Source organism: Flavobacterium sp. AK-345 (assembly GCF_058310175.1).
The window spans coordinates 938,215-961,719 of record NZ_JBZEER010000001.1 but is presented as its reverse complement, the minus strand read 5'-3'; the positions used below and the strand labels follow the sequence as shown (position 1 = coordinate 961,719).

The window sequence follows — 23,505 nt, the reverse complement described above, 5'->3', positions numbered from 1 at the left end:
CGAACAGAGTAGTTAAGCCCGCCTGCGCAGATGGTACTGCAGTTATGTGGGAGAGTATGTCGTCGCCTTTCTTTTGAGAATCCTCATCATTTATTTGATGGGGATTTTTTGTTTTATAAATAGTTTGTTATGAGCCATATTATTATGTATTTAAAGTCTACTCTTCTACACATTCTTATTATTAATCATAAATTATCTTTTATATCTTTATGTCATATAAGTTAGTTTGAGTTTAAGAAAAAGTATTAATTATGAGAATGTATTTTATTGTAATATTAATGTTTGCTGGGTTGTCTTCAAATGCACAAAAACAGGATGTACAGAAAGCCATTGAATCTTTTTTTGTAGCCTTTCATCACAAAGACACAATTAAATTGAAGTTAGTTTGTTCTGATAAACTTATTTTGCAATCTATTAGTGAAAGTGTAACCAAAGGAAATAAGTTATCTGAAGAGAATATAAAGGAATTCTACAAGTCTATCGCTTCAATACCTTCTAATTTAAAATTTGAGGAGAAAATCTTGAATTATAATATCCAAATAGATGGGAGTATGGCGCATGTTTGGACTCCTTATGAATTTTACTTAAATGATAAATTGAGCCATTCTGGAGTTAATGCTTTTACTTTATTCAAAGAAAAAGATTCATGGAAGATTGTCTATTTAATTGATACCAGAAGGAAATAATAGTTATATTACTTCTGTTAGATAGTAATGACAAGAATCTGTGATTAGACATTCTTCGCACTTTGGTTTAGGTCTGCAGGTTTCCCGTCCTAAGAATGAGAGAGCCATTCCTATCTCTGACCATATATTTTTTGGTAATGCCTGCATAAGATCTTTTTCAACCTTATTTCCATCTTTACTTTCTTTTATTATACCAATTCTTGGACTTACACGTATTACATGTAAATCTGCAATTATTCCTTCTGCTGGTTTGTGGCTTTCTCTTATAATCACATTTGCAGATTTTCTACCAATACCTTTTAATGCTGTTAATTCCTTCATATTTAAAGGTATGTCTTTATCATCTTTAATAAACTTAGCAATTTCCAGAAGCCATTGTGCTTTTGTTGGATAATTCCGAACCTTACTTATATAGGGAGTAAATGTCTCTAAATCAGTTTTAGACAGACTATTTAAAGTGGGATATTTTTTGAATAAGAGTGGAGCAATTTTATTAATGTTTGCATCAGAATCTTGTGCTGATAGAACTACCATCACCAACAATTGATAGATGTTTTGATAATCCAAAGGGTGTTTTTTTCCTTTATATTTTTTCAAAAGAGGTTTTAGTTTACTTTCCCAATCAGATATTTCTCCAAATAAATCCATTTTGTTTTTCTTTAGAATTATACAATTAAAAATGTAACTAACACAAATTTAAGCACTTTAAATAAATTCTAATATCTTTTTTATCACATTTTGATTTCCAAGTATTTTTCGGTGCCCGAGACCTTCAGTAATATATAAAATCCCGTTTTTAAGTTGTTCGTGAATATGAATTCCTGCTTTTACAGGAACTTCGGGATCATCTTTGTCATGTATTACCAAAACTGGAATTTGTATTTTTTGTGCTGCTTTATATGCTGAGAAATCGTCCATTTTTACCTGATATTTCTCTTCAAACAGATCGCGTAATCTTTCGCTTATTTCTTGCTTTAAAGCTAATTTCAAAATAAAATCATCTAAAATATCCTGAACAATATCTCCACTTCCAATTATAACAGCTTTATTTACCCGTAAACCATCTTTAATCGCATTTAGTACCGACATTCCTCCAAGTGAATGACCAATAGCAACCTCAAACGGACCGTACTGTTTCTCAATTTCTAATATTGATGCAATAAAATCAGACATAATTGTAGTTTTTCCTTTAGATTTTCCATGCGCAGGTGCATCAAAGCTAATTGTAGAATAACCTAGTTTTAAAAGTTCATCAGCAATTTTAAATAGTTGTGTTCCTCTCCCTGACCATCCATGAACCAATAAAATTTTGCGATCACTTTCTCCATATTTATAAGTTACTACACTTTTGTCAATTTTAGGAATATAGATTTTATTTTGAATGCTTTTTATATCCATTTCAAGCTCCCGTTTTGGAACTTTATGTTTTATCGGAGTTGTGAATAGTTTAGCAGCATATGACGTAACTAATTTTGTTGAGATAAAAGCACAAATTTTACAGGATATAATTATAAACTGCGGAATTTTTAATGATTTAGTAGGATTAGTTATATTTTTTGTCATATCAATAAATATTTTTTTGAGGCTTAATTTTGTTTATTTTTTCCTAAATTTAAAAAACATAAAAGTAACATATTAATAATTGCTTATTTAAAAAATAATTTGAGAATTAATTTTACTATTAAACCTATAAATTTCTAACATGGAAATATTTCATATCAGTGCAGAATGTTATCCAATGGTAAAGGTTGGTGGTTTGGCCGATGTTGTTGGTGCATTACCTAAATATCAAGCTTCTGCGGGTAATCTTGTTAGAGTTGTGGTTCCTTGTTATGATACAAAATTTAAAAAAGAAAATAACTTTGAATGTGTCCATTGGGGAAATGTTAAATTAGGAAATTTCGATTTTCCTTTTAATGTTTTAAAAGAAACTTCAGATAAACTAGGTTATGAATTATATCTGATAGAAATTAAGGAACTATTTGACAGACCAAATGTTTATGGATATGAAGATGATATTGAGCGTTTTTTTTCTTTCCAAATCGCAGTATTAGATTGGCTTTTAGCTAGAAAAACAATTCCTGATGTAATAAATTGTCATGATCATCATACTGGATTAATTCCGTTTTTGCTAAAATATGCTTATAAATATGAAGAGTTAAAAAGTGTAAGAACGGTAATTACAATTCATAACGGTTTATATCAAGGCTGGTTTGGTTTTGATAAACTACATTATTTACCTGAGTTCGATTTAATTCATGTTGGCTTTCTGGAATGGGGAAGTTCTTTGAATTCATTGGCTGTTGGAGTTAAATGCGCACATGCTGTTACGACGGTGTCTCCGAGTTATTTAAACGAAATAAACTATTCAGCAAATGGCTTAGAGTCTTTATTTAATTCGGTTCAAAGTAAATCAAAAGGTATTTTAAACGGAATTGACATAGAAGTTTGGGATCCTTCTAAAGACAAAATGATCGTAGAAAATTATTCGATTGATAGTTTTGAATTTGGAAAACAATTGAATAAGGAAAACTTGTGTGAGCAATTTGAATTAGATCCGCGAAAACCTCTTTTTAGTTTTATTGGGCGTTTATTTGAGGAAAAAGGGGGAGATTTATTGCCTCAGGCTGCTGCATTGGCCTTATCGGAAAATTTTGAGAATATCAATATTTTGATTTTGGGTTCTGGAAATTCCCTAATTGAAGAACAATTAATACAGTTACGTAATGATTATAAGGGAAATTACAATGCTTTCATTGGTTATAATGAAGAATTAGCGCACCTGATTTACGCAGGTTCAGATTATATTTTAATGCCTTCAAGAGTTGAGCCATGTGGATTAAATCAAATGTATGCGTTGCGTTATGGAACAATTCCGATTGTCAGGAGAACAGGAGGTCTGCGTGATACTGTAGTTGATTTTGGAGATAATGGTAATGGGATTTGTCATAATCAGGCTTCGGTTGGTGATATTTGTTATTCTATAAATCGCGCTGTAAAATTATACGATGATAAAATAAATTTCAATAAAGTTATAAAAACAGGAATGAGCATTGATCATTCCTGGGAAAGAGTTTGCCAAGAATATATCGAGATATACAACCTAATAATTGAGAAAAATGAAATTTAAAAAGAAAAATGTCGTTGCCATTATCTTAGGAGGAGGACAAGGTTCCCGTTTGTTTCCATTAACAGAAACGAGATCAAAACCTGCAGTACCAATTGGAGGAAAATATCGATTGGTGGATATTCCAATTTCAAATTGTATCAATTCAGATATTTTCAAAATATTTGTCCTGACACAGTTCAACTCTGCTTCTTTGAATGCTCACATCAAAAACACTTTTAATTTCAGTATTTTTAGTCAGTCATTTGTTGATATTTTAGCAGCAGAACAAACCCCTGATAATCCAACATGGTTTCAGGGAACTGCAGATGCAGTTCGACAATGTATGTCGCATTTTCAAAAGCATGAATTTGACCATGCTTTAATCCTATCCGGAGATCAATTATATCAAATGGATTTTAACGAAATGTTAGAAGCCCATATTGCTGCAGATGCTGCGATATCTATTGCGACTTTACCTGTAAATGCGAAAGATGCCCCTGAATTTGGTATTCTTAAAACCAATCACGAGAATTGTGTTGAAGCTTTTATAGAAAAACCTGATGCATCTTTATTACCTGAATGGGAATCTGAGGTAAGTGAACAAATGCAGGAAAAAGGTAAAAAGTATTTGGCATCAATGGGGATTTACATTTTCAATAAACAATTGCTGGAAGATTTAATGTCTGATACTGAAACGAAAGATTTTGGAAAAGAAATTATACCGCAAGCCGTTGGAAAACATAAAATTCTAAGTTATCAATATGAAGGATATTGGACGGATATAGGAAATATTGAATCATTTTTTGAAGCTAATATTGGGCTAACTGCTGATATTCCGGAATTCAATTTGTTTGATAATGAGAATAAAATTTTTACAAGACCAAGATTATTACCGCCATCAAAATTTAGAAATTCAATTATAAATCAATCATTGATTTCTGAGGGCTGTATTATTAATGCCAAAGAAATAATAAGTTCTGTAATTGGTATTCGTTCCAGAATTGGTACAGGAACTGTGTTGCAAAACTGTTATGTGATGGGGAATGATTTTTACCAGGATCTTGATGAAATGAACCATGAAAGTACTATTAATAAAATCCATATTGGAATTGGAGATAATTGTTTTATAAGCAATGCTTTAATAGATAAAAATGTCCGCATAGGAAATAATGTTCACATTAGCGGAGGAAAACATTTAGATAATTTTACCAATGAATTATACAGCATAAAAGATGGAATTGTAGTTATTAAAAAAGGCGCAATTCTCTCAGATAATTTCAGAATTGAATAAAAGTTCAAAATTAATTATTGCCTTAAAAACCAAATATGTCTAAAGTAATCACGCATTCTTTATTTACTGATTTCGATATTGATTTATTCAAAGCAGGAAAGCACTTCCAATTATATGAAAAATTAGGAGCACATTTAATTGAAGTCAATGGAGAAAAAGGTGTTTATTTTGCCGTTTGGGCTCCAACTGCACAATCAGTTTCTGTTGTTGGAGATTTTAATTATTGGACACAAGGAGAACATTTATTGCAAGTTCGATGGGATTCTTCCGGAATTTGGGAAGGATTTATTCCACATATAGAAAAAGGAGCACTTTATAAATATAAAATTCAATCTAATATTGATGGCGTTGTAACCGAAAAAGCAGATCCTTTTGCTTTATATTGTGAAAAACCACCTCATACGGCTTCGGTTGTTTGGGATTTGGATTATAACTGGAAAGACGAAAACTGGATGAAATCACGTCAGGAAAGTAATAAGCTGGATAAGCCTTATTCTGTATATGAGGTTCATTTAGGATCTTGGAAAAGAGGTGATCAAAATCGGTTTTTAACCTATTTAGAGCTTGCTGATGATTTGGTTAATTATGTAAAAGAAACTGGATTTACGCATGTTGAATTTATGCCAATTATGGAATATCCTTATGATCCATCATGGGGATATCAATTAACCGGATATTTTGCGCCAACATCCCGTTTTGGAAAACCTCAGGATTTTATGGTTTTGGTTGATAAGCTGCATCAGGCTGGAATTGGTGTTATTTTAGACTGGGTTCCGTCACATTTTCCTGATGATGCACACGGTTTAGGCTTTTTTGATGGATCACATTTATATGAACATCCGGATCGTAGAAAAGGCTATCATCCGGATTGGAAAAGTTTGGTTTTTAATTATGGTAGAAATGAAGTTCGTGCTTTCTTAATAAGTAATGCTGTTTTTTGGCTGCAAAATTATCATGCTGATGGATTAAGGGTTGATGCCGTAGCTTCGATGTTATATCTTGATTATTCGCGAAATGAAGGCGAATGGGAACCCAATATTTATGGAGGAAGAGAAAATCTTGATACTATAAGTTTTCTTAAAGAATTTAATGAAGTTATCTATGCTAATTTTGACGGAGTTCAGACAATTGCAGAAGAAAGTACTTCTTTTCCAATGGTATCGAGACCAACTTTTACCGGAGGTTTAGGTTTTGGAATGAAATGGATGATGGGCTGGATGCACGATACATTAAAATATTTTCAGAAAGAAACCGTCTATCGCAAATACCACCAAAATGATTTGACATTTTCGATGACTTATGCTTTTACAGAAAATTTTATGTTACCATTTTCACATGATGAAGTGGTTTACGGAAAAAAATCTATTGCCAATAAAATGCCTGGCGACGAGTGGCAAAAATTTGCTAACCTGCGTTTGCTGTATGGTTATATGTTTACACATCCCGGAACTAAACTATTGTTTATGGGATCAGAATTTGGACAAAGTGATGAATGGAATTTTGAGAAAAGTTTAGACTGGCATTTACTTCAATATGATTATCATTTGGGCATAAAAAAGATAATCACAGATTTGAATCATTTATATAAAACTCATCCTGCATTATATGAAAAACAGTTTACTGGCGAAGGTTTTGAATGGATAAATTATTCAGATCATCAAAATGCCGTTTTGTCTTATATCAGAAAAGGAAATAACGAGAAAGAAAATGTAATTGTTGTTTGTAATTTCACACAAGTGATAAGAGAAAATTATAGAATCGGAATTCCGCAAAAAGGAAAACTAAAAGAAATTTTTAATAGTGATTCAATTATATATGGCGGAAGTGGAGTAGGGAATTCAGAAACATTAAAAGTTCAAAGTATTTCTTATGATGGAAGAGATTATTCGGTAGAATTAACTTTACCTCCCTTGAGCGTAACAGTTTATTCCTTTCAATAAAAATTTAATCTTTATTTCGTAATGCAATTTTATCAGTTTTGCATTCTTAAATTATCGATTTCCTGATTTTTTGAGATGTAATTTAATAGTCATTCAGAAAAATCGTTTTCGTGAATAATCCTTTTATTCAGAGAGGCTTATTAAGTTTTTTTGTATGTTTGAGATAAAGATTGGAGTTCTATAATTAATTCATTTAGCGTATGATTACAAATACAGCACTAGAGTATAAAGGCGATTTATATCCATCAAAAATTGTTTCGCACGAACATGAAGGAGATACCATCTTTTTTCATACAGACAACAAAGTAATCTTAAAAGTCACTATTCTACGAGACAGTTTAATTCGGTTTCGATTTACTACAAAAGGTTATTTCAGCAATGATTTTTCATACGCAATAGATAAAACACAATTGCATGGTTATAATTTTTTAGAATTAACCGAAGAGGAAACTTATTTTCAAATAAGAACCAGTAAAGTAAAGTGTAAAATTCAAAAACAGGATCTTCGTTTGTCTATTTATGACCTCAATGATTTTCTAATTCTTGAAGATGAGCTTGGTTTTCATTGGGAAGAAAGTTATGAATATGGCGGAAATATCGTAAAAATGAGTAAATCATCCAAAGATGGAGAATGTTTTTACGGTCTTGGCGACAAAGCCACACAAATGAATTTAAAAGGCAAAAGATTAGAAAATTTTGCGACAGATCAGTACGCTTTTCACAAAGAACAAGATCCATTGTATAAAGTTGTTCCTTTTTACATTGGTTTACATAACAAACAATCATACGGGATATTCTTTGATAATACCTTTAGAACTTTCTTTGACTTTTGTCAGGAAAGAAGAAATGTAGCCAGTTTTTGGGCCGAAGGTGGTGAAATGAACTACTACTTTATTTATGGCCCACAAATGCAGGATGTTGTTACAACTTATACTGATTTAACAGGTAAACCAGAATTACCGCCACTTTGGGTTTTGGGTTACCATCAATGCAAATGGAGTTATTATCCGGAAAGCAAAGTAAAAGAAATCACTTCAAAATTTCGAGAATTAAAAATCCCCTGTGATGCTATTTATCTGGATATCGATTATATGGAAGGTTTTCGATGTTTTACCTGGAGTAGTGAATATTTTCCCGACCCAAAACGAATGATTGCAGAATTAGCCGAAGATGGTTTTAAAACAATTGTAATCATCGATCCGGGAATTAAAATTGATAAAAATTATTGGGTTTACCAGGAAGCTCTTGAAAAAGATTATTTCTGTAAAAGAGCAGATGGACCTTACATGAAAGGAAAAGTCTGGCCGGGAGAATGTAATTTTCCGGATTATACAAATCCAGTAGTGAGAGAATGGTGGGCGGGCTTATTTAAAGAATTAATTTCGGACTTTGGTGTAAAAGGGGTTTGGAATGATATGAACGAACCTGCTGTTATGGAAGTTCCGAATAAAACGTTTCCAATGGATGTACGTCATATGTATGATGGAAATCCTTGTAGCCATAGAAAAGCACACAACATTTATGGTACACAAATGGCTCGTGCTACTTATCATGGAGTAAAGCGTTTTGCATATCCTAAACGTCCATTTGTAATTACAAGATCGGCATATTCAGGTGCGCAGCGTTATACATCATCATGGACAGGTGATAACGTAGCAACTTGGGAACATTTATGGATTGCCAATATTCAGGTACAAAGAATGTGTATTTCAGGAATGGGTTTTACAGGTTCTGATATTGGTGGATTTGCAGAACAGCCAACAGGAGAATTATATGCACGCTGGATTCAGTTGGGCGTTTTTCATCCTTTCTGCAGAACGCATTCTTCCGGAGATCACGGCAATCAGGAGCCATGGGCTTTTGATGAAGAAGTGATTAATATTACCCGAAAATTTGTGAGCTTACGTTATCAGCTATTGCCTTATTTGTATACCATGTTTTGGCAATATATAGAAGAAGGTATCCCGATGCTAAAACCATTGGTTTACTACGATCAGGATGATACCCAAACACATTATCGTAACGATGAATTTATCTTCGGAAATCAAATATTAGTTTGCCCAATTCTGGAACCTAATTCTTTAGGAAGACGAATGTATATTCCAAGAGGAGAATGGTACAATTACTGGACAAATGAGTTTACAACCGGCGGACGAGAAGTTTGGATCGATACCAAATTTGATGAAATTCCGGTTTTTGTTAAAGCAGGAGCAATTATCCCTAAATATCCTGTACAGCAATATGTCGGTGAACTTGAGTTTGATGAATTAACGCTGGATTTATATTATAAAAATGGTAAGGAAAAATCAGTAGTTTATGAAGATGCTCAGGATGGTTATGATTATAAAAAAGGCCGTTACAGCTTTTTATCTTTTAGAACCATCGGGAAAGAAAAAGAACTTATTATTCAATTGCATAAAGAAGGAAAATACGATACACCTTATAGTAGATATAAAATTAATTTAATTGGATTGCCATTCAAAGTAACTGAAATAGAGATTGATAACGAAAAAGTAGAATTTGATAGTGAAAGATTTGAAGAAAATCATTTCCTGATTATTGATAAAGAATTTACCGAATTGCACATTATTGGACAATAATAATAATTATGATACGTTTCGATTTAATTATATAAAAATACCTATTAAAAATAATCGTATTTTTATTTTATATTAAAATCTATGATCATGAAAAATTACTTTTTCTTAACCGCTTTTGCGGCACTTTTACTAGCTGCATGTGCGACAAATCCTGTAACAGGAAAATCAACTCTTAACTTTGTATCAAACAGCGAGTTATTTCCAACTTCATTTCAACAGTACAATGCTTTTATTTCAGAAAATAAAGTTATAACAGGAACTGCAGATGCTAAAAGAGTAGATCTTGTGGGCAGTAAAATTAAAGCTGCAGCAGAAAGATACTTAACTTTTTTAGGACAAACGCAATACTTAAAAGATTACCGTTGGGAATACAAATTGGTAGAAAATAAAGAAGTAAATGCCTGGTGTTTACCAGGAGGTAAAATCGTGGTTTATTCAGGAATTTTGCCAATCACTCAGGATGAATCAGGTTTGGCAACTGTTATGGGGCATGAAGTTTCTCACGCATTGGCTAATCACGGGGCACAAAGAATGAGTGCAGCACAATTGCAGCAAATTGGAGGAGTTGCTTTAGATGCTGCAACAAGCGGTAAATCAGAGTCAACAAGAGCCATATTTTCGCAAGCTTACGGAGTTGGTTCTGAAGTAGGAGTAATGCTTCCATTTAGCAGAAGCAATGAAAGTGAAGCCGATAAAATTGGTTTGACACTTATGGCAATTGCAGGTTACAATCCCGATGATTCAATTGCTTTTTGGAGCAGAATGTCGGCTAAATCTGGCGGATCGGGAACTCCTGAATTTATGAGTACACACCCTTCTGATGCAACAAGAATTGCAAATTTAAAAGCATTAATTCCTGATGCAAGGGCAACAGCTGCAAAAGTTGGTGTTATCAGATAAACAATATTCCCTATATCAAAAAATTATAAAAGCTATTCTTTCAGAGTAGCTTTTTTTTGTATTTGTCAATAAGTCAATTAATTGCGATTAAATAATAATTTAATAATGTACGATTTATGAATATTATATCCAATTATAGAAAAAAAGAAATAATTTAGCAACCAAATTCATAAATATGGCAGATTTAAACAAAGGAGATAAAAAATTATTAAATGCATGGGCTTTTTACGATTGGGCAAATTCAGTTTATCCATTAGTTATTTCATCGGCCGTTTTTCCAATTTTTTACGAGGCATTATTTTCAGACAAAGATCATTATATAGATGTTTTCGGAATGAATCTTAAAAATTCTGCTTTAATCAGTTTTATTACAGCTGCAGCATTTTTGGTTGTTGCTTTTATTTCGCCATTATTATCGGGTATTGCCGATTATGTGGGGAATAAAAAAACATTTATGAAATTCTTTTGCTATATGGGAGCTTTGTCCTGTATGGGTTTATATTGGTTTAACCTTGAAAACATATACATCGGCTTACTTTTTTACTTTTTGGGATTGATTGGTTTTTGGGGAAGTTTGGTTTTTTATAATTCCTACCTGCCTGATATTGCTTTTCCTGAACAGCAAGATAAATTAAGTGCCAAAGGATATTCTTTAGGATATATAGGAAGTGTTATTTTAATGATTGTTAATCTTGCGATGATCATGAAACCGAAAATTTTTGGCATAACAGGGACTGAAGGCGAAGCTGCTATGAAAGCAATGCGCTATTCATTTTTAATGGTTGGAATTTGGTGGATTGGCTTTAGTCAATATACTTATTATTATTTACCAAAAGGAAATAAAAAAGAAGATCAAAAAGTAAATAAAGATGTAATCTTTAATGGTTTTAAAGAATTAAAAAAAGTGTGGAAATTACTGGAAGAAAACATCTCCTTAAAAAGATATTTGAGCAGTTATTTTGTTTATAGTATGGCTGTACAGACTGTTATGATTGCAGCAACTTATTTTGGTGCTCAGGAAATTGACTGGCCATCTCAGGCTGAAAGTACAAAAGGCTTAATTATTTGTATTTTATTAATACAGTTAGTAGCTGTTATTGGAGCCGTTCTAACTTCAAAAGCTTCTGCAAAATATGGCAATATTCCAACCCTAATTGTAATAAATTCTATTTGGGTAATTTTTTGTGTTATTGTTTATTTTATCTGGCTGCCAATACATTTTTATGCGATGGCTACATTGGCAGGATTTGTAATGGGAGGAGTTCAGGCCTTATCACGATCTACTTATTCTAAATTATTGCCGGAATCTGATGATACAGCATCTTTTTTTAGTTTTTATGATGTTGCCGAAAAAATAGGAATCGTAATTGGAATGTGTGTTTACGGCGCGATTGATCAAATTACCGGAAGCCCCAGATATGCAATTGTAGTATTAGGCGTATTTTTTACAGTAGGTATTTTATTATTACGAAGAGTGCCAAAAAAAGGCGTTTTAAATTAATAAAACACCTCACTTAGTTTTGTTATTTAAGTAGAAAATTTATAGAAAAAGCTCAATACTAAAAAGGATGATTTTGTTCGTTTTAAAACGGATTGATGATTGTAATATATTTAGTATTGAGCTTTTTTTGAATTAACCTTTTGTAATATTTCCTGATCCGGAAACTTTTACGTCACGTTTTTCAGGGTTTCCAAAATATTTAATATTTCCTGAACCCGCAACTCTGGCAGTTAAGCTTCCTTCACAGTTTACAGTACTGTTCCCTGAACCTGAAACATTGGCTTCAACAGTTTTTGATTTTAAATCTGAAGCATTTACATTTCCTGATCCCGCAAGTTTTGAAGTAAATTTATCTGCAGAACCTTTTAGAGTAACATCTCCGGAACCACTTAAATTCAACTCAAAATCATTTGAATTAACGTTTAAATTAACGTTTCCTGAACCTGCCAGTTTCGCAGCAAAAGTATCGCTTTTAATTTGATCCTTTGTTTTTAGATCTCCTGAACCCGAAAGACTTACAGCAGAAATTTTTTCGAATGGAACCGTAATTTCAATTTTGTGTCCGGAACTTGGTCGGATATTTATTGTTTTATCAACATAAATTTTCAAGGCATTATCTTCAACTTCAACTTTTATAGCAGATAGTAAATTTTCTTCTCCCTTAATAGTAATTTTTCCTTCTTTTCCTGCTACAAGATTTACATCAAAAGAACCACCAACTTTAATAGCATCATAATCACCTGTGTTTCTGGTTTCGGTTACCACTTTGCCATTGCCTTTTATTTTATTTTTGTCATTAGATGACCACTGTGCATGAGCAATAAAGCTCACTAAAAATACACCACAAACTAATAATTGAATTGATTTTTTCATTGTTTTGATTTTTGATTATTGTTTTTTGATTAATGACACGCTGCCGTAATTTGAATTCACTACCACTTTATTCTGACCTTTTTTCTTGTTGAAACCACTTATTCTTTTACTGGTGCTTTTGCTTTCAGTAACAGAAACATCCAGAGAATTATCGCTTTTGATATTTCCGTATCTCGTATTAATATCAAAATCAAAAGAGTAATTAGTGTCATACCCCAAGGCTACATTAGAATAAGTTGAGTTGATGTTGACATTATTAGCCTTATCTGTTATTGTTGATATATTTATTTTGCTGTAATTGGTATCCAGATTGACACTATTTGAAATTTCGGCAATATTAACCGTCAGATAATTTCCAGATCCTGAGAATGAATTTATCTTTTGAAACCTAAAGTTCCCGTAATTACAATCGTATTTTATATTTTGTCCTTCGGAAATAACCAAATCTGTATAATTTGTATCTAAATTTAAATTACCCGAATCAACGATTTTCAAACCAGAATAACGTGCTTCAATAGTTCCGTTTTTGATATAGTCAATAGTTGAGTTTTGGCAATATTCAATATGAACACGATTATTGGATCCGTTTAGCTTTCCTAAATTAACTTTACCGTATTTGCACGAAATATCAGTTGTAGATTCTAAACTCAGAATTGTAATATTACCGTACTTATTATCCAGCTTTACAGTTCCGTTTTTCGGAATCTTAATCACATAATTGATTTCAAAACTATTACTGCTTCCGCCGCTTTTTATAGAAGAATTTCCAAGTTTGGTAATCGCAGAAACCAATCCTTTTAAGGCAGTTATATCAATATCAATACTATTTAATCTTTCATTTACCCAGTTTTCATTCCCTCCCGTTACTTTTATAGTAATATCAAGATCAATTTTATCTTCATCCCAGGTACTTACAGTAATATTTCCGTATTTATTTTCAATATCGATTCCTGCATTAGAATTTACGATATACGTTTTTTTGATGTTTTTTTGTTTTGAAATTACCATATCATCATTTGAAAACCCTAAAAAAGGAAGCAAGATGAATAAAATAAGTATGTTATAATGTTTTTTCATGAGTTGTGTTTTTTAAATTTTCATTTTCTTCGATACGCTGCAAAACCGTCTGTAAAAAAGAGATTCTGGTTTGCAGATTGCTAATCATCGCATAAATGATTTGTTTGTTTTCACCGTTTTTCTGAACTTCTTTTATGATTTTTTCATAATCAGCATCAAAAACTTTCATTTGTTTTAAAGCATCATTTATGATTTGTTCATTTTCAGGCGAGCTCTTTTCTTTTAATTTAACAAGTTCATTTTCGATTAAAATATTAAAAATAGAATCTGTGCGTTTGGTTTCCTGCGATGCAAATTTGAATTCTTTAGGTTTTTCGTTATTGTTATACAAAACAGAAATCCCTAATAATAAAGCTATCGAAGCCGCAATGACCCAACCGGCATAATTTTTTTTCTGTGGCTGTTTTTTATTTAATTTATTCAAAAAATCTACCTGATGATCAGAACTCATTTCGTGAACATCCCATTGATTCTCCAATTTTTTAAATAACTCGTCTAAATTGTCATTTTCCTTTTTCATATATCCTCTAATTTTTTTCGTAAATTTTCTTTAGCTCTGCTTAACGTAGTTCTGCAATTTGCATAACTAATGTTTAAGATTTCACTCATCTCTTCCTGATCATAACCTTCAATATAAAAAAGCGTCAAAACCATTCGATAATTATCTTTTAAACCTGAAATAGCGTCTAAAACTTGTTTCACTTTAAGTGAATTTAAATCGATATTTTCAGAAAAAAAATCATCATTTTCTTCTATTTTATAAAGTGTTTTATTCAGGTCATCCATTTGGAAAGCATTATTTTTTTTATAAAAATCAATACTATAATTAATAATGATTTTTTTAAGCCAGGCTCCAAATGCAACTTCTTGTTTATAATCGTTAATTTTTGTAAAAGCTTTCAGGAAACCTTCCTGCATGACGTCTTGTGCAAAATGTTCGTCTTTTACAATTCTGTAAGCTACATTGTACATAGCTTTACAGTAACGATTGTAAATTTCAAATTGCGCCTTTTGATTATTTAATTTGCAAAGCGCAATTAATTCTTCGATATTTTGATTAGTTATATTCAAGTAATGGTTGCTAGTTTTTTATAATGACTTTGCTTTTTTTGGTTTGTTACAGTTTTGATTATTTTTTTAAAATTATTTTAAGTCTATTTCGATAGTAGTTCTTAAAACATACTTTATTTTCATAAGGATTAAGTTTAAAATACTGAAATATAATACATTACGAAATTGTTTGTTTTGAAGAATTAGTTTGTTAAAAAAATGCTAAAAAAATCGTTTTTTTATGTTAATTTTGGAGCACTAAAAACAAATTTAACCATGAGAAAAATTAAAAGTATTGCTTTATTGGCATTATTGATGTCAAGTTCGTTATTTATTTCTTGTTCGAATGATTCGGATAATGAAAATACTGCAGAAGCTTCAACAGGAGATTATTGGCCTACAGCAGTTAATAATCAATGGGTTCTGGATCAGAATGGAACAGAAAGTACAATGAAAATTGTTAGTTCAGAAAAAGTAAATGATGACACTTATTTTAAATTCAATCAGTTTTCACTTGCTCAGGATGGAGGAGAAGGAAGCGCTACTGCTGCCATCAAAAAAGTTAAAGGAGATTATTACATTAAAATTGCCGATGTGATATACAATGCAAATGGTATTACAGGTAAAACAACTGGTTATGAATTCATTTTCTTTAAAGATTATTTAGAAGTAAATAAAACCTGGACAGGAAGTTATACACAAGAAACTTCATTTGATTTCCCGGGTGTTCCTGTAATAAAATTAAATGTTAACTATACAGGTACAATTTTAGAAAAAGGTGCAACAGCAACAGTTAATAGTGTTTCATATAAGGATGTAATTAAATTTAAATTTCTTATGGAAACAAAAATGGAAGGACAAACCGCAAGTTCTGTAACTGTAGAATATTGGGTTGCCAAAGATGTTGGTATAATTAAAATGACTTCTGGAAGTACAGTAAGCGAATTAGTTTCTTATTCTTTAAAATAATTTAGAGTAACTATAATAAAACAAAAACCCGAAATTACTTTCGGGTTTTTTTATATCCAGGATTTTATAAAAGATAAATAAGGAAGAAAAGATAAATTTCAAAACTGACTATTTTGCATTTGGCACAATGATTGTCTATTTTTATGGCCTACGTTGTAAACGAAACACTTATTATACTTTTAACAAAAACTGTTGTATTTAAGGTTAACTTTGCAGTTAGAATTTAACTTTTAATGACAAAACGACTTATATAATATTATGTCAAATCATAAAATACTTACTATTGACAATCTGTCACTTCAAGAATTTGATTCAGAAGCAGAATTAATTCCATTATTAACTCCGGAAGACGAAGAGGAAATGAACAATGAAGAACTTCCGCTTTCGTTACCAATTTTACCTTTACGTAATACCGTTTTATTTCCGGGTGTCGTTATTCCGATTTCTGCAGGAAGAGATAAATCAATAAAATTAATTAATGATGCAAATGCCGGTGGAAAAATCATTGGAGTTGTTTCTCAAATTAATGAAGAAGACGAAGATCCATCAAAAGATGATATTCATAAAATAGGAACTGTAGCCAGAATTCTACGCGTTTTAAAAATGCCTGACGGAAATGTTACGGTTATTTTACAAGGAAAAAAACGTTTCGAAATTGACCAGGTAGTTTCAGAAGAACCTTATTTGACAGCAACTATTAAAGAAGTTGAAGAAAAACGTCCTGAAGAAAACGACAGTGAATTTACGGCCATTTTAGATTCTGTAAAAGAGTTGGCTATTCAAATTATAAAAGAAAGTCCAAACATTCCTTCAGAAGCAACTTTTGCGATTAAAAACATTGAAAGCCAATCGTTTTTGATCAATTTTGTTTCTTCAAACATGAATTTATCGGTAAAAGAAAAGCAAGATTTATTATCGATAAACGGATTAAAAGAACGTGCGCTTGAAACTTTGCGTTACATGAATGTTGAGCTGCAAAAATTAGAATTGAAGAATGACATTCAGTCAAAAGTTCGTTTTGATTTAGATCAGCAGCAACGTGAGTATTTCCTTCATCAGCAAATGAAAACCATTCAGGAAGAATTGGGAGGCGTTTCGCAGGAAGAAGAAATGGACGAAATGGGACTGAAAGCGAAAACCAAAAAGTGGGATGAAAAAACGCAAAAACACTTCGAAAAAGAATTGTCTAAAATGCGTAGAATGAATCCGCAATCGCCGGATTTTGGTATTCAAAGAAATTATCTTGAGTTATTTTTAGAATTGCCATGGGGCGAATATTCTAAAGATAAATTTGATTTGAAATTTGCTCAGAAAATATTAGATAAAGATCATTTCGGACTTGAAGAAGTGAAGAAAAGAATGATCGAACATTTGGCTGTATTGAAACTTCGTAACGATATGAAATCGCCAATTATTTGTTTAACAGGGCCTCCGGGAGTTGGTAAAACTTCTATTGGTCGTTCTGTTGCCGAAGCTTTAGGACGTGAATATGTTCGTATTTCCTTAGGTGGTTTACGTGACGAAGCAGAAATTCGCGGACACAGAAAAACTTATATTGGCGCCATGCCGGGCCGAATTATTCAAAGTTTGAAAAAAGCAGGAACATCAAATCCTGTTTTTATTTTAGATGAAATAGATAAATTATCAAGTGGAAATAGCGGCGATCCGTCTTCAGCTTTGTTAGAAGTTTTAGATCCGGAACAAAACAATGCTTTTTATGATAATTTCCTTGAAATGGGGTATGATTTATCTAAAGTAATGTTTATTGCTACTTCAAACAATATGTCGGCGATTCAGCCAGCATTGCGTGACAGAATGGAAGTAATTAAAATGTCAGGTTATACAATTGAAGAAAAAGTAGAAATAGCAAAAAGACATTTATTTCCAAAACAATTAGAGGCACACGGATTAACTTCAAAAGATCTGACAATTGGAAAAAAACAATTAGAGAAAATCGTAGAAGGTTATACACGTGAATCTGGTGTACGTAATCTGGAAACAAAAATTGCTCAGGTTATCCGTAACGCAGCAAAAGCTGTTGCTATGGAAGAGGAGTACAACAAAAAAGTTACAGATGAAGATATTGTAACTGTTTTGGGTGTACCAAGATTAGAGCGTGATAAATATGAAAATAATGATGTTGCCGGAGTTGTTACAGGTCTTGCCTGGACAAGTGTTGGCGGGGATATTTTATTTATAGAATCTTTAATTTCTGAAGGAAAAGGTGCTTTAACAATTACCGGAAACTTAGGAAATGTAATGAAAGAATCTGCAACAATTGCTTTGGAATATATTAAAGCAAATGCTAAAAAACTTGGCTTAGGTGTAGAATTGTTTCAAAAATATAATATCCACTTACACGTTCCCGAAGGTGCAACGCCAAAAGACGGACCAAGTGCCGGTATTGCAATGTTAACGTCGTTGGTTTCATTATTAACACAAAAGAAAGTGAAGAAGAGTCTTGCCATGACAGGAGAAATTACACTTCGTGGAAAAGTTTTACCTGTTGGCGGAATCAAAGAAAAAATCTTAGCTGCAAAAAGAGCAGGCATTAAAGAAATCATTTTATGTCACGAAAACAAAAGTGACATTGATGAAATTAAAGCCGAATATCTAGAAGGTTTGACTTTTCATTATGTAAAAGAAATGAGCGAAGTTCTGGCTTTGGCTTTGACGGATCAAAATGCTAAAAATGCTAAAACATTGAAATAAAAAATTTCAATTGTAAATTCCATCCCGATAGCTATCGGGATTAAAATTCCAAATTCCAAACTTTACTTAAAGATTGGGATTTGGTTTTTTTTTGAATTCAATTCAATTCAATTGGAATTTGGAATTTTCTTTTTGGACTTTCTTTTTAAATTGGAATTTGGAATTTAATTTTTGGTATTTTTTTCAATTGGAATTTCATATAAAATTATTTTATAAGTTATATAATTTTATCTTTGTCTTTGCGTTATTCCCATATAGGAACGCCAAAAAAAATATGGTAAAACAATTTGTTTTATTTTTTATGATACTATTTTGTTCGGTTTCCTTCGGACAAATTGGTGGGCGCTACACCTATGAATTTCTAAATTTAACGACATCACCAAGACAGGCGGCGTTAGGTGGTAAAACGATAACGATTTATGATGAAGATGTTAATCAGGTTATGTTTAATCCAGCTACCCTAAATGAAGATATGGACAATCATCTGGCTATGAATTATGGCAGTTATTATGGAGAAGCATCTTACGGAACTGCTTCTTATGCTTATACTTATGATCGACATGTACAAACTTTTCATGCCGGAATAAGCTATATTAACTACGGAACATTTGAAGGTTATGATGAAAATGGTCAGGCAACTTCAGACTTTACTGGTAGTGAAGCGGCGTTATCGTTTGGTTATGCATACAATATACCTTTTACAGATGTTCATGTTGGAGTAAATGCAAAGTTAATAACTTCAACATTAGAAAGTTATAATTCGTTTGGAGGCGCAATTGATTTAGGCTTTTTATATATAGTTGAAAAAAATGATTTAAATCTGGCACTTGTAGTTCGAAATATAGGAACTCAGTTTACAACATATTCAGGAATACATGAAAAATTGCCACTTGAAATCATTGCAGGAGTGTCGCAGGAATTAGAGCATGTGCCACTGCGCTGGCATCTTTCTTTAGAAAATTTACAACAATGGAACGTTTCCTTTTCGAATCCCGTGCGTGGTGAAACCAATATCGATGGAACAACAAGTGAAGAGAAAGTTTCCTTTGTAAATAATGCTTTAAGACATGTTGTTATTGGGGCAGAACTTTTTCCACAAAAAGCAGTTAATTTGCGTTTAGGTTACAACTTTAGAAGAGGTGAGGAATTGAGAATTAATGATCAGCGTAATTTCTCAGGCATCTCTTTAGGTTTCGGTTTAAGAATGAACCGTTTAAAATTTAATTATTCATATTCACGATACACATTAGCGGGTAATTCGAGTCTTTTTGGACTAATCTTAAACTTTCAATAATTAGGTAATTTATGAAGCTATTTTATTTGATTCTTTTTGTTACTGCAGGTTTTTTTAATACCTCAAAATTAAATTTTAAAAATGAAAACATGACTGATGCCGAAATCGAAAGATTTAATAATCAGTTAAATGAAATTAAGGAAGTGATTAGTACTGATTCGAAGTACAGTAAAAAGATCGCTTTTTTAGTAGATATGAGAATAAAGTCAGGTAAAAATCGATTTTTTGTTTACGATCTGGTAAACAATAAAATTCTTGACCAGGGACTTGTAGCACACGGATCAGGTTCTGAAACTCAGGTTAGAGGAGAATTAAAATTTAGCAATGAACCAAATTCTAACTGTACCGCATTAGGAAGATATTCGATCGAAAAATGTTATAAAGGGATTTTTGGAAAAGCTTACAGACTAAACGGATTAGATGAGACCAATAGCAATGCTTTAAAAAGAGCGATAGTTTTACATCATTATTCTGCAGTTCCAGAGGAAGAACAAGATTATTATATATCACGTAGCAAAGGTTGCCCAATGGTTAATGAACAATTTTTTAAAAGAATAGAAAAAATAATTGATAATTCTAAATCGAAAATAGTTTTAGATATTTATTATTAAAATTTTTATTCGGCCAGATAAAATAAAACTCACATAAATCTTTTATGATCTAAAAACAGTTTTTTGTTTTAGATTATAAAAGATTTTTTTTGCAATTTTTATGAAAAAGCTCTTCGTTATCTTGTTTTTTATATTGTTGGCTTTTATTGCTTACAGGTTTATCTATAAGGATATTAAACCTGATTCTGAAGTAGCAACAAACAACAGAATCAATTCTCATGTTAATAAGATAAAAAAGATAATCAGTAATGATCCTAAGTATAATAAGGATGTTGCCTTTTTTATAGATATGAAAATACCATCAGGCAAAAATCGATTTTTTGTTTATGATTTAAAAGAAAATAAAATCATAGATAAAGGGATAGTTGCGCATGGTTCAGGTTCTGAAACTGGTATTCAGGGAAGACTAAAATTTAGTAATGTCCAGAATTCTTTAAGTACTTCTTTAGGAAGTTATTATATCGGAAATTATTATACCGGTAAGTTTGGAAAAGCGTATAAGCTGTATGGTTTAGATAAAACAAATAATAATGCCTTCAAACGAGATATTGTTTTTCATTATTATTATGATGTTCCATATAACGAGAAAGATGGCTACATTTGCAATAGTTATGGCTGTCCAATGGTCAATAAAAGATACTTTGAAAGAATAGCCAAAATAATTGATGCATCAGAATCTAATATTTTGATGTGTATTTATTATTGAAAGCTCTAAAAAAAATAAAAACTAAAACATAAAACATTGAAAAAGATTACTATTGCTATCGACGGATTTTCATCAACAGGAAAAAGCACTTTGGCAAAACAATTGGCAAAAGAACTTGAATATGTATATGTAGATACCGGAGCAATGTACCGCGCCGTAGCTTATTTTGCAATGCAGCATGAGTTTATTGGTGCTGATTTTTTTGATAAAGCAGCTTTAATTGAAGCTTTGCCAAAAATTCAACTAGAGTTTCGATACAATGTTGATTTAGGTTTTGCTGAGATGTATTTAAATGGTGAAAATGTCGAAAAACCAATTAGAACAATTGAGGTTTCTAGTTTTGTTAGCAAGGTAGCCGAGGTTTCTGAAGTGCGTGCCAAATTAGTTGAACAACAACAGGAAATGGGAACTAACAAAGCTATCGTGATGGATGGCAGGGATATAGGAACTGTAGTTTTTCCAAATGCAGAACTTAAAATATTCATGACTGCCAGTGCCGAAACCCGCGCGCAAAGACGTTTTGATGAATTGCAGCAAAAAGGTGACAATGTTTCTTATGAGGATGTTTTAAAAAATGTAGTAGAAAGAGATTATATAGATACACACCGTGAAGATTCACCTTTAATTATTGCTGATGACGCAATTGAAATAGATAATTCTTACTTGAGCAAAGAAGAACAATTTAATGCTGTTTTAGAATTAATAAATGACGTTGTTAAAACGGTTTAATTTTTTGTAGATAACATTTTTAATGGTAGTTTTACCGCTTCATTTATTTCTAAAGACAAATTCATCATATGGGCATTAAAAACAGGTTGATTATAATGAGCTTTCTTCAATTTTTTGTTTGGGGAGCCTGGCTTATAACAATTGGAAATTATTGGTTTGGAACTAAAAATTGGGAAGGAACCCAATTTGGTCTTGTTTTCGGAACCATGGGAATTGCTTCTTTATTTATGCCTACTTTGACCGGAATTATTGCTGACAGATGGGTAAATGCCGAAAAATTATATGGTTACTTACATATAACATATGCTTTAGTTTTATTTGGTATTGCGCAAGTTACAACTCCTGATAATTTTATTTATGTAATGCTTGCAGCAATGTGTTGCTATATGCCCACAATTGCACTAAGTAATTCAATTTCTTACACTTCACTAAAATTAAATAATAAAAATATAGTAAAAGATTTTCCGCCAATTCGTGTTTGGGGAACTATTGGTTTTATTGCCGCAATGTGGATTACCAATTTAAGTGGAAGCAAAGCGACAGAATATCAATTTTATATTGCAGGAATTGGTGCTTTAATTCTTGGATTTTATGCTTTTACGTTACCAAAATGTGAACCACAAAGATTGACCAAAGAAGACGCTTCATTAACAGAAACATTAGGTTTAGAAGCTTTTAAGTTATTTGGAAACTATAAAATGGCTTTGTTTTTTGTTTTCTCTATGTTTTTAGGAGGCGCTTTGCAATTAACAAATGCTTACGGAGATGTATTTCTGGATGAATTCAAACATTTTCCAAAATATGCAGATTCTTTCGTAATTAAATATTCGACGATTATTATGTCGATTTCACAGGTTTCTGAGACGTTATTTATATTGGCAATTCCGTTTTTCTTACGACGTTTCGGAATCAAACAAGTAATGCTTATTAGTATGCTTGCCTGGGTTTTACGTTTCGGATTATTTGCTTTTGGAGATCCTGTAACAGGATTATGGATGATTATTTTGTCATGTATCGTTTACGGGATGGCATTTGACTTTTTTAATATTTCAGGTTCGTTATTCGTAGAAAGCAATACCGATTCTAAAATACGTTCATCAGCGCAAGGATTATTTATGATGATGACCAATGGAGTAGGAGCTGTTTTAGGAAGTTTAACTTCGGGTTGGGCAATTGATCGATTTTTTACCAAATCGTTTAGTAATACAATCGAGTTATCTGGATTTTTGCAAACAGAAACTACAAATCCTAAAATGTTAGAATTTGTAAAAAGTCAGGGGAACTCAATTTCTACAGATGGAGTTTTTGCAAATCCAATTTTAATGAAAGACTGGCATACCATCTGGTTGTCATTTGCAGCTTACGCTTTAGTTATTGCAATTGCCTTTGCTGTTTTATTTAAACACAAACATGATCCGAAGGAGATTGAGAATTTGAGTCATTAAGATTATATTATT

The 23,505-nt window shown here is 31.8% G+C and carries 20 protein-coding genes; 14 read left to right on the top strand and 6 right to left on the bottom strand.

Features of this window, described 5'->3' with window-relative positions; genetic code table 11:
* Positions 1-251 precede the first annotated feature (251 nt).
* Positions 252-686, top strand: coding sequence for a nuclear transport factor 2 family protein (locus AC4FQ3_RS04250; RefSeq protein ID WP_491181002.1), 435 nt, complete (start codon positions 252-254; stop codon positions 684-686).
* Positions 687-689: 3 nt separating this feature from the next.
* On the opposite strand, the gene AC4FQ3_RS04245 is transcribed toward AC4FQ3_RS04250, so the two are convergent.
* A complete protein-coding gene (locus AC4FQ3_RS04245; protein ID WP_491181001.1) occupies positions 690-1,334 on the bottom strand; it encodes an endonuclease III domain-containing protein in 645 nt (214 codons plus the stop codon).
* Positions 1,335-1,391: 57 nt separating this feature from the next.
* Positions 1,392-2,249: an alpha/beta fold hydrolase gene (locus AC4FQ3_RS04240; RefSeq protein ID WP_491181000.1), complete on the bottom strand. Its 858-nt coding sequence runs from the start codon at positions 2,247-2,249 to the stop codon at positions 1,392-1,394.
* Between the two features lie 139 nt (positions 2,250-2,388).
* Here AC4FQ3_RS04240 and AC4FQ3_RS04235 point away from each other — a divergent pair, with 139 nt between their 5' ends.
* The 6 genes from AC4FQ3_RS04235 to AC4FQ3_RS04210 all read left to right on the top strand — a co-directional run bounded on the left by AC4FQ3_RS04235 (position 2,389) and on the right by AC4FQ3_RS04210 (position 12,027).
* The gene (locus AC4FQ3_RS04235; protein WP_491180999.1) at positions 2,389-3,816 is read left to right on the top strand and encodes a glycogen synthase; all 1,428 of its coding nucleotides are present in this window, start codon (positions 2,389-2,391) and stop codon (positions 3,814-3,816) included.
* Complete coding sequence (locus AC4FQ3_RS04230) at positions 3,806-5,086, top strand: glucose-1-phosphate adenylyltransferase (RefSeq protein WP_042565279.1); 1,281 nt, start codon at positions 3,806-3,808, stop codon at positions 5,084-5,086. Before AC4FQ3_RS04235 ends, AC4FQ3_RS04230 begins: the two co-directional genes overlap by 11 nt.
* 35 nt (positions 5,087-5,121) lie before the next feature.
* Entirely contained in the window at positions 5,122-7,026 is a 1,905-nt protein-coding gene (gene glgB, locus AC4FQ3_RS04225; RefSeq protein WP_491180998.1) for a 1,4-alpha-glucan branching protein GlgB, read from the top strand.
* A 200-nt stretch (positions 7,027-7,226) separates the two neighbouring features.
* Positions 7,227-9,626, top strand: coding sequence for a glycoside hydrolase family 31 protein (locus AC4FQ3_RS04220; RefSeq protein ID WP_491180997.1), 2,400 nt, complete (start codon positions 7,227-7,229; stop codon positions 9,624-9,626).
* Positions 9,627-9,713: 87 nt separating this feature from the next.
* Positions 9,714-10,526 carry a M48 family metallopeptidase gene (locus AC4FQ3_RS04215; protein WP_042565272.1) on the top strand — a complete coding sequence of 271 codons (813 nt, stop codon included), beginning with the start codon at positions 9,714-9,716 and terminating at the stop codon, positions 10,524-10,526.
* Positions 10,527-10,701: 175 nt separating this feature from the next.
* Positions 10,702-12,027 (top strand): MFS transporter, encoded by a 1,326-nt coding sequence (locus AC4FQ3_RS04210; RefSeq protein ID WP_491180996.1) that lies wholly within the window; start codon positions 10,702-10,704, stop codon positions 12,025-12,027.
* Between the two features lie 132 nt (positions 12,028-12,159).
* Here the strand turns inward: AC4FQ3_RS04210 and AC4FQ3_RS04205 are convergent, their stop codons facing one another.
* From AC4FQ3_RS04205 to AC4FQ3_RS04190, 4 genes are read right to left on the bottom strand one after another with little or no spacing between them, the layout of a single operon-like run.
* Positions 12,160-12,900: a head GIN domain-containing protein gene (locus tag AC4FQ3_RS04205; RefSeq protein WP_491180995.1), complete on the bottom strand. Its 741-nt coding sequence runs from the start codon at positions 12,898-12,900 to the stop codon at positions 12,160-12,162.
* 15 nt (positions 12,901-12,915) lie between these two features.
* Positions 12,916-13,977, bottom strand: a complete 1,062-nt coding sequence (locus AC4FQ3_RS04200) for a DUF4097 family beta strand repeat-containing protein (protein WP_491180994.1) — start codon at positions 13,975-13,977, stop codon at positions 12,916-12,918.
* A complete protein-coding gene (locus AC4FQ3_RS04195; protein WP_491180993.1) occupies positions 13,961-14,497 on the bottom strand; it encodes an anti-sigma factor in 537 nt (178 codons plus the stop codon). The genes AC4FQ3_RS04200 and AC4FQ3_RS04195 overlap by 17 nt, the downstream gene beginning before the upstream one ends.
* Positions 14,494-15,048, bottom strand: a complete 555-nt coding sequence (locus tag AC4FQ3_RS04190; protein WP_491180992.1) for an RNA polymerase sigma factor — start codon at positions 15,046-15,048, stop codon at positions 14,494-14,496. The genes AC4FQ3_RS04195 and AC4FQ3_RS04190 overlap by 4 nt, the downstream gene beginning before the upstream one ends.
* Before the next feature lie 255 nt (positions 15,049-15,303).
* On the opposite strand from AC4FQ3_RS04190, the gene AC4FQ3_RS04185 reads away from it, so the two are divergent.
* From AC4FQ3_RS04185 to AC4FQ3_RS04155, 7 genes are all read left to right on the top strand, one after another.
* Complete coding sequence (locus tag AC4FQ3_RS04185) at positions 15,304-15,996, top strand: hypothetical protein (protein ID WP_491180991.1); 693 nt, start codon at positions 15,304-15,306, stop codon at positions 15,994-15,996.
* Positions 15,997-16,254: 258 nt separating this feature from the next.
* Positions 16,255-18,708, top strand: a complete 2,454-nt coding sequence (gene lon / locus AC4FQ3_RS04180; protein WP_073398104.1) for an endopeptidase La — start codon at positions 16,255-16,257, stop codon at positions 18,706-18,708.
* A 274-nt stretch (positions 18,709-18,982) separates the two neighbouring features.
* Positions 18,983-20,002, top strand: a complete 1,020-nt coding sequence (gene porQ, locus AC4FQ3_RS04175; RefSeq protein ID WP_491180990.1) for a type IX secretion system protein PorQ — start codon at positions 18,983-18,985, stop codon at positions 20,000-20,002.
* Positions 20,003-20,013: 11 nt separating this feature from the next.
* Positions 20,014-20,613 carry a murein L,D-transpeptidase catalytic domain-containing protein gene (locus tag AC4FQ3_RS04170; protein ID WP_491180989.1) on the top strand — a complete coding sequence of 200 codons (600 nt, stop codon included), beginning with the start codon at positions 20,014-20,016 and terminating at the stop codon, positions 20,611-20,613.
* 100 nt (positions 20,614-20,713) lie between these two features.
* The gene (locus AC4FQ3_RS04165) at positions 20,714-21,319 is read left to right on the top strand and encodes a murein L,D-transpeptidase catalytic domain-containing protein (protein ID WP_491180988.1); all 606 of its coding nucleotides are present in this window, start codon (positions 20,714-20,716) and stop codon (positions 21,317-21,319) included.
* Positions 21,320-21,355: 36 nt separating this feature from the next.
* On the top strand, positions 21,356-22,048 hold the full coding sequence (gene cmk / locus AC4FQ3_RS04160) for a (d)CMP kinase (protein ID WP_491180987.1): 693 nt from the start codon (positions 21,356-21,358) through the stop codon (positions 22,046-22,048).
* A 68-nt stretch (positions 22,049-22,116) separates the two neighbouring features.
* Positions 22,117-23,493 carry a nucleoside permease gene (locus tag AC4FQ3_RS04155; RefSeq protein ID WP_491180986.1) on the top strand — a complete coding sequence of 459 codons (1,377 nt, stop codon included), beginning with the start codon at positions 22,117-22,119 and terminating at the stop codon, positions 23,491-23,493.
* Positions 23,494-23,505: the final 12 nt, after the last annotated feature.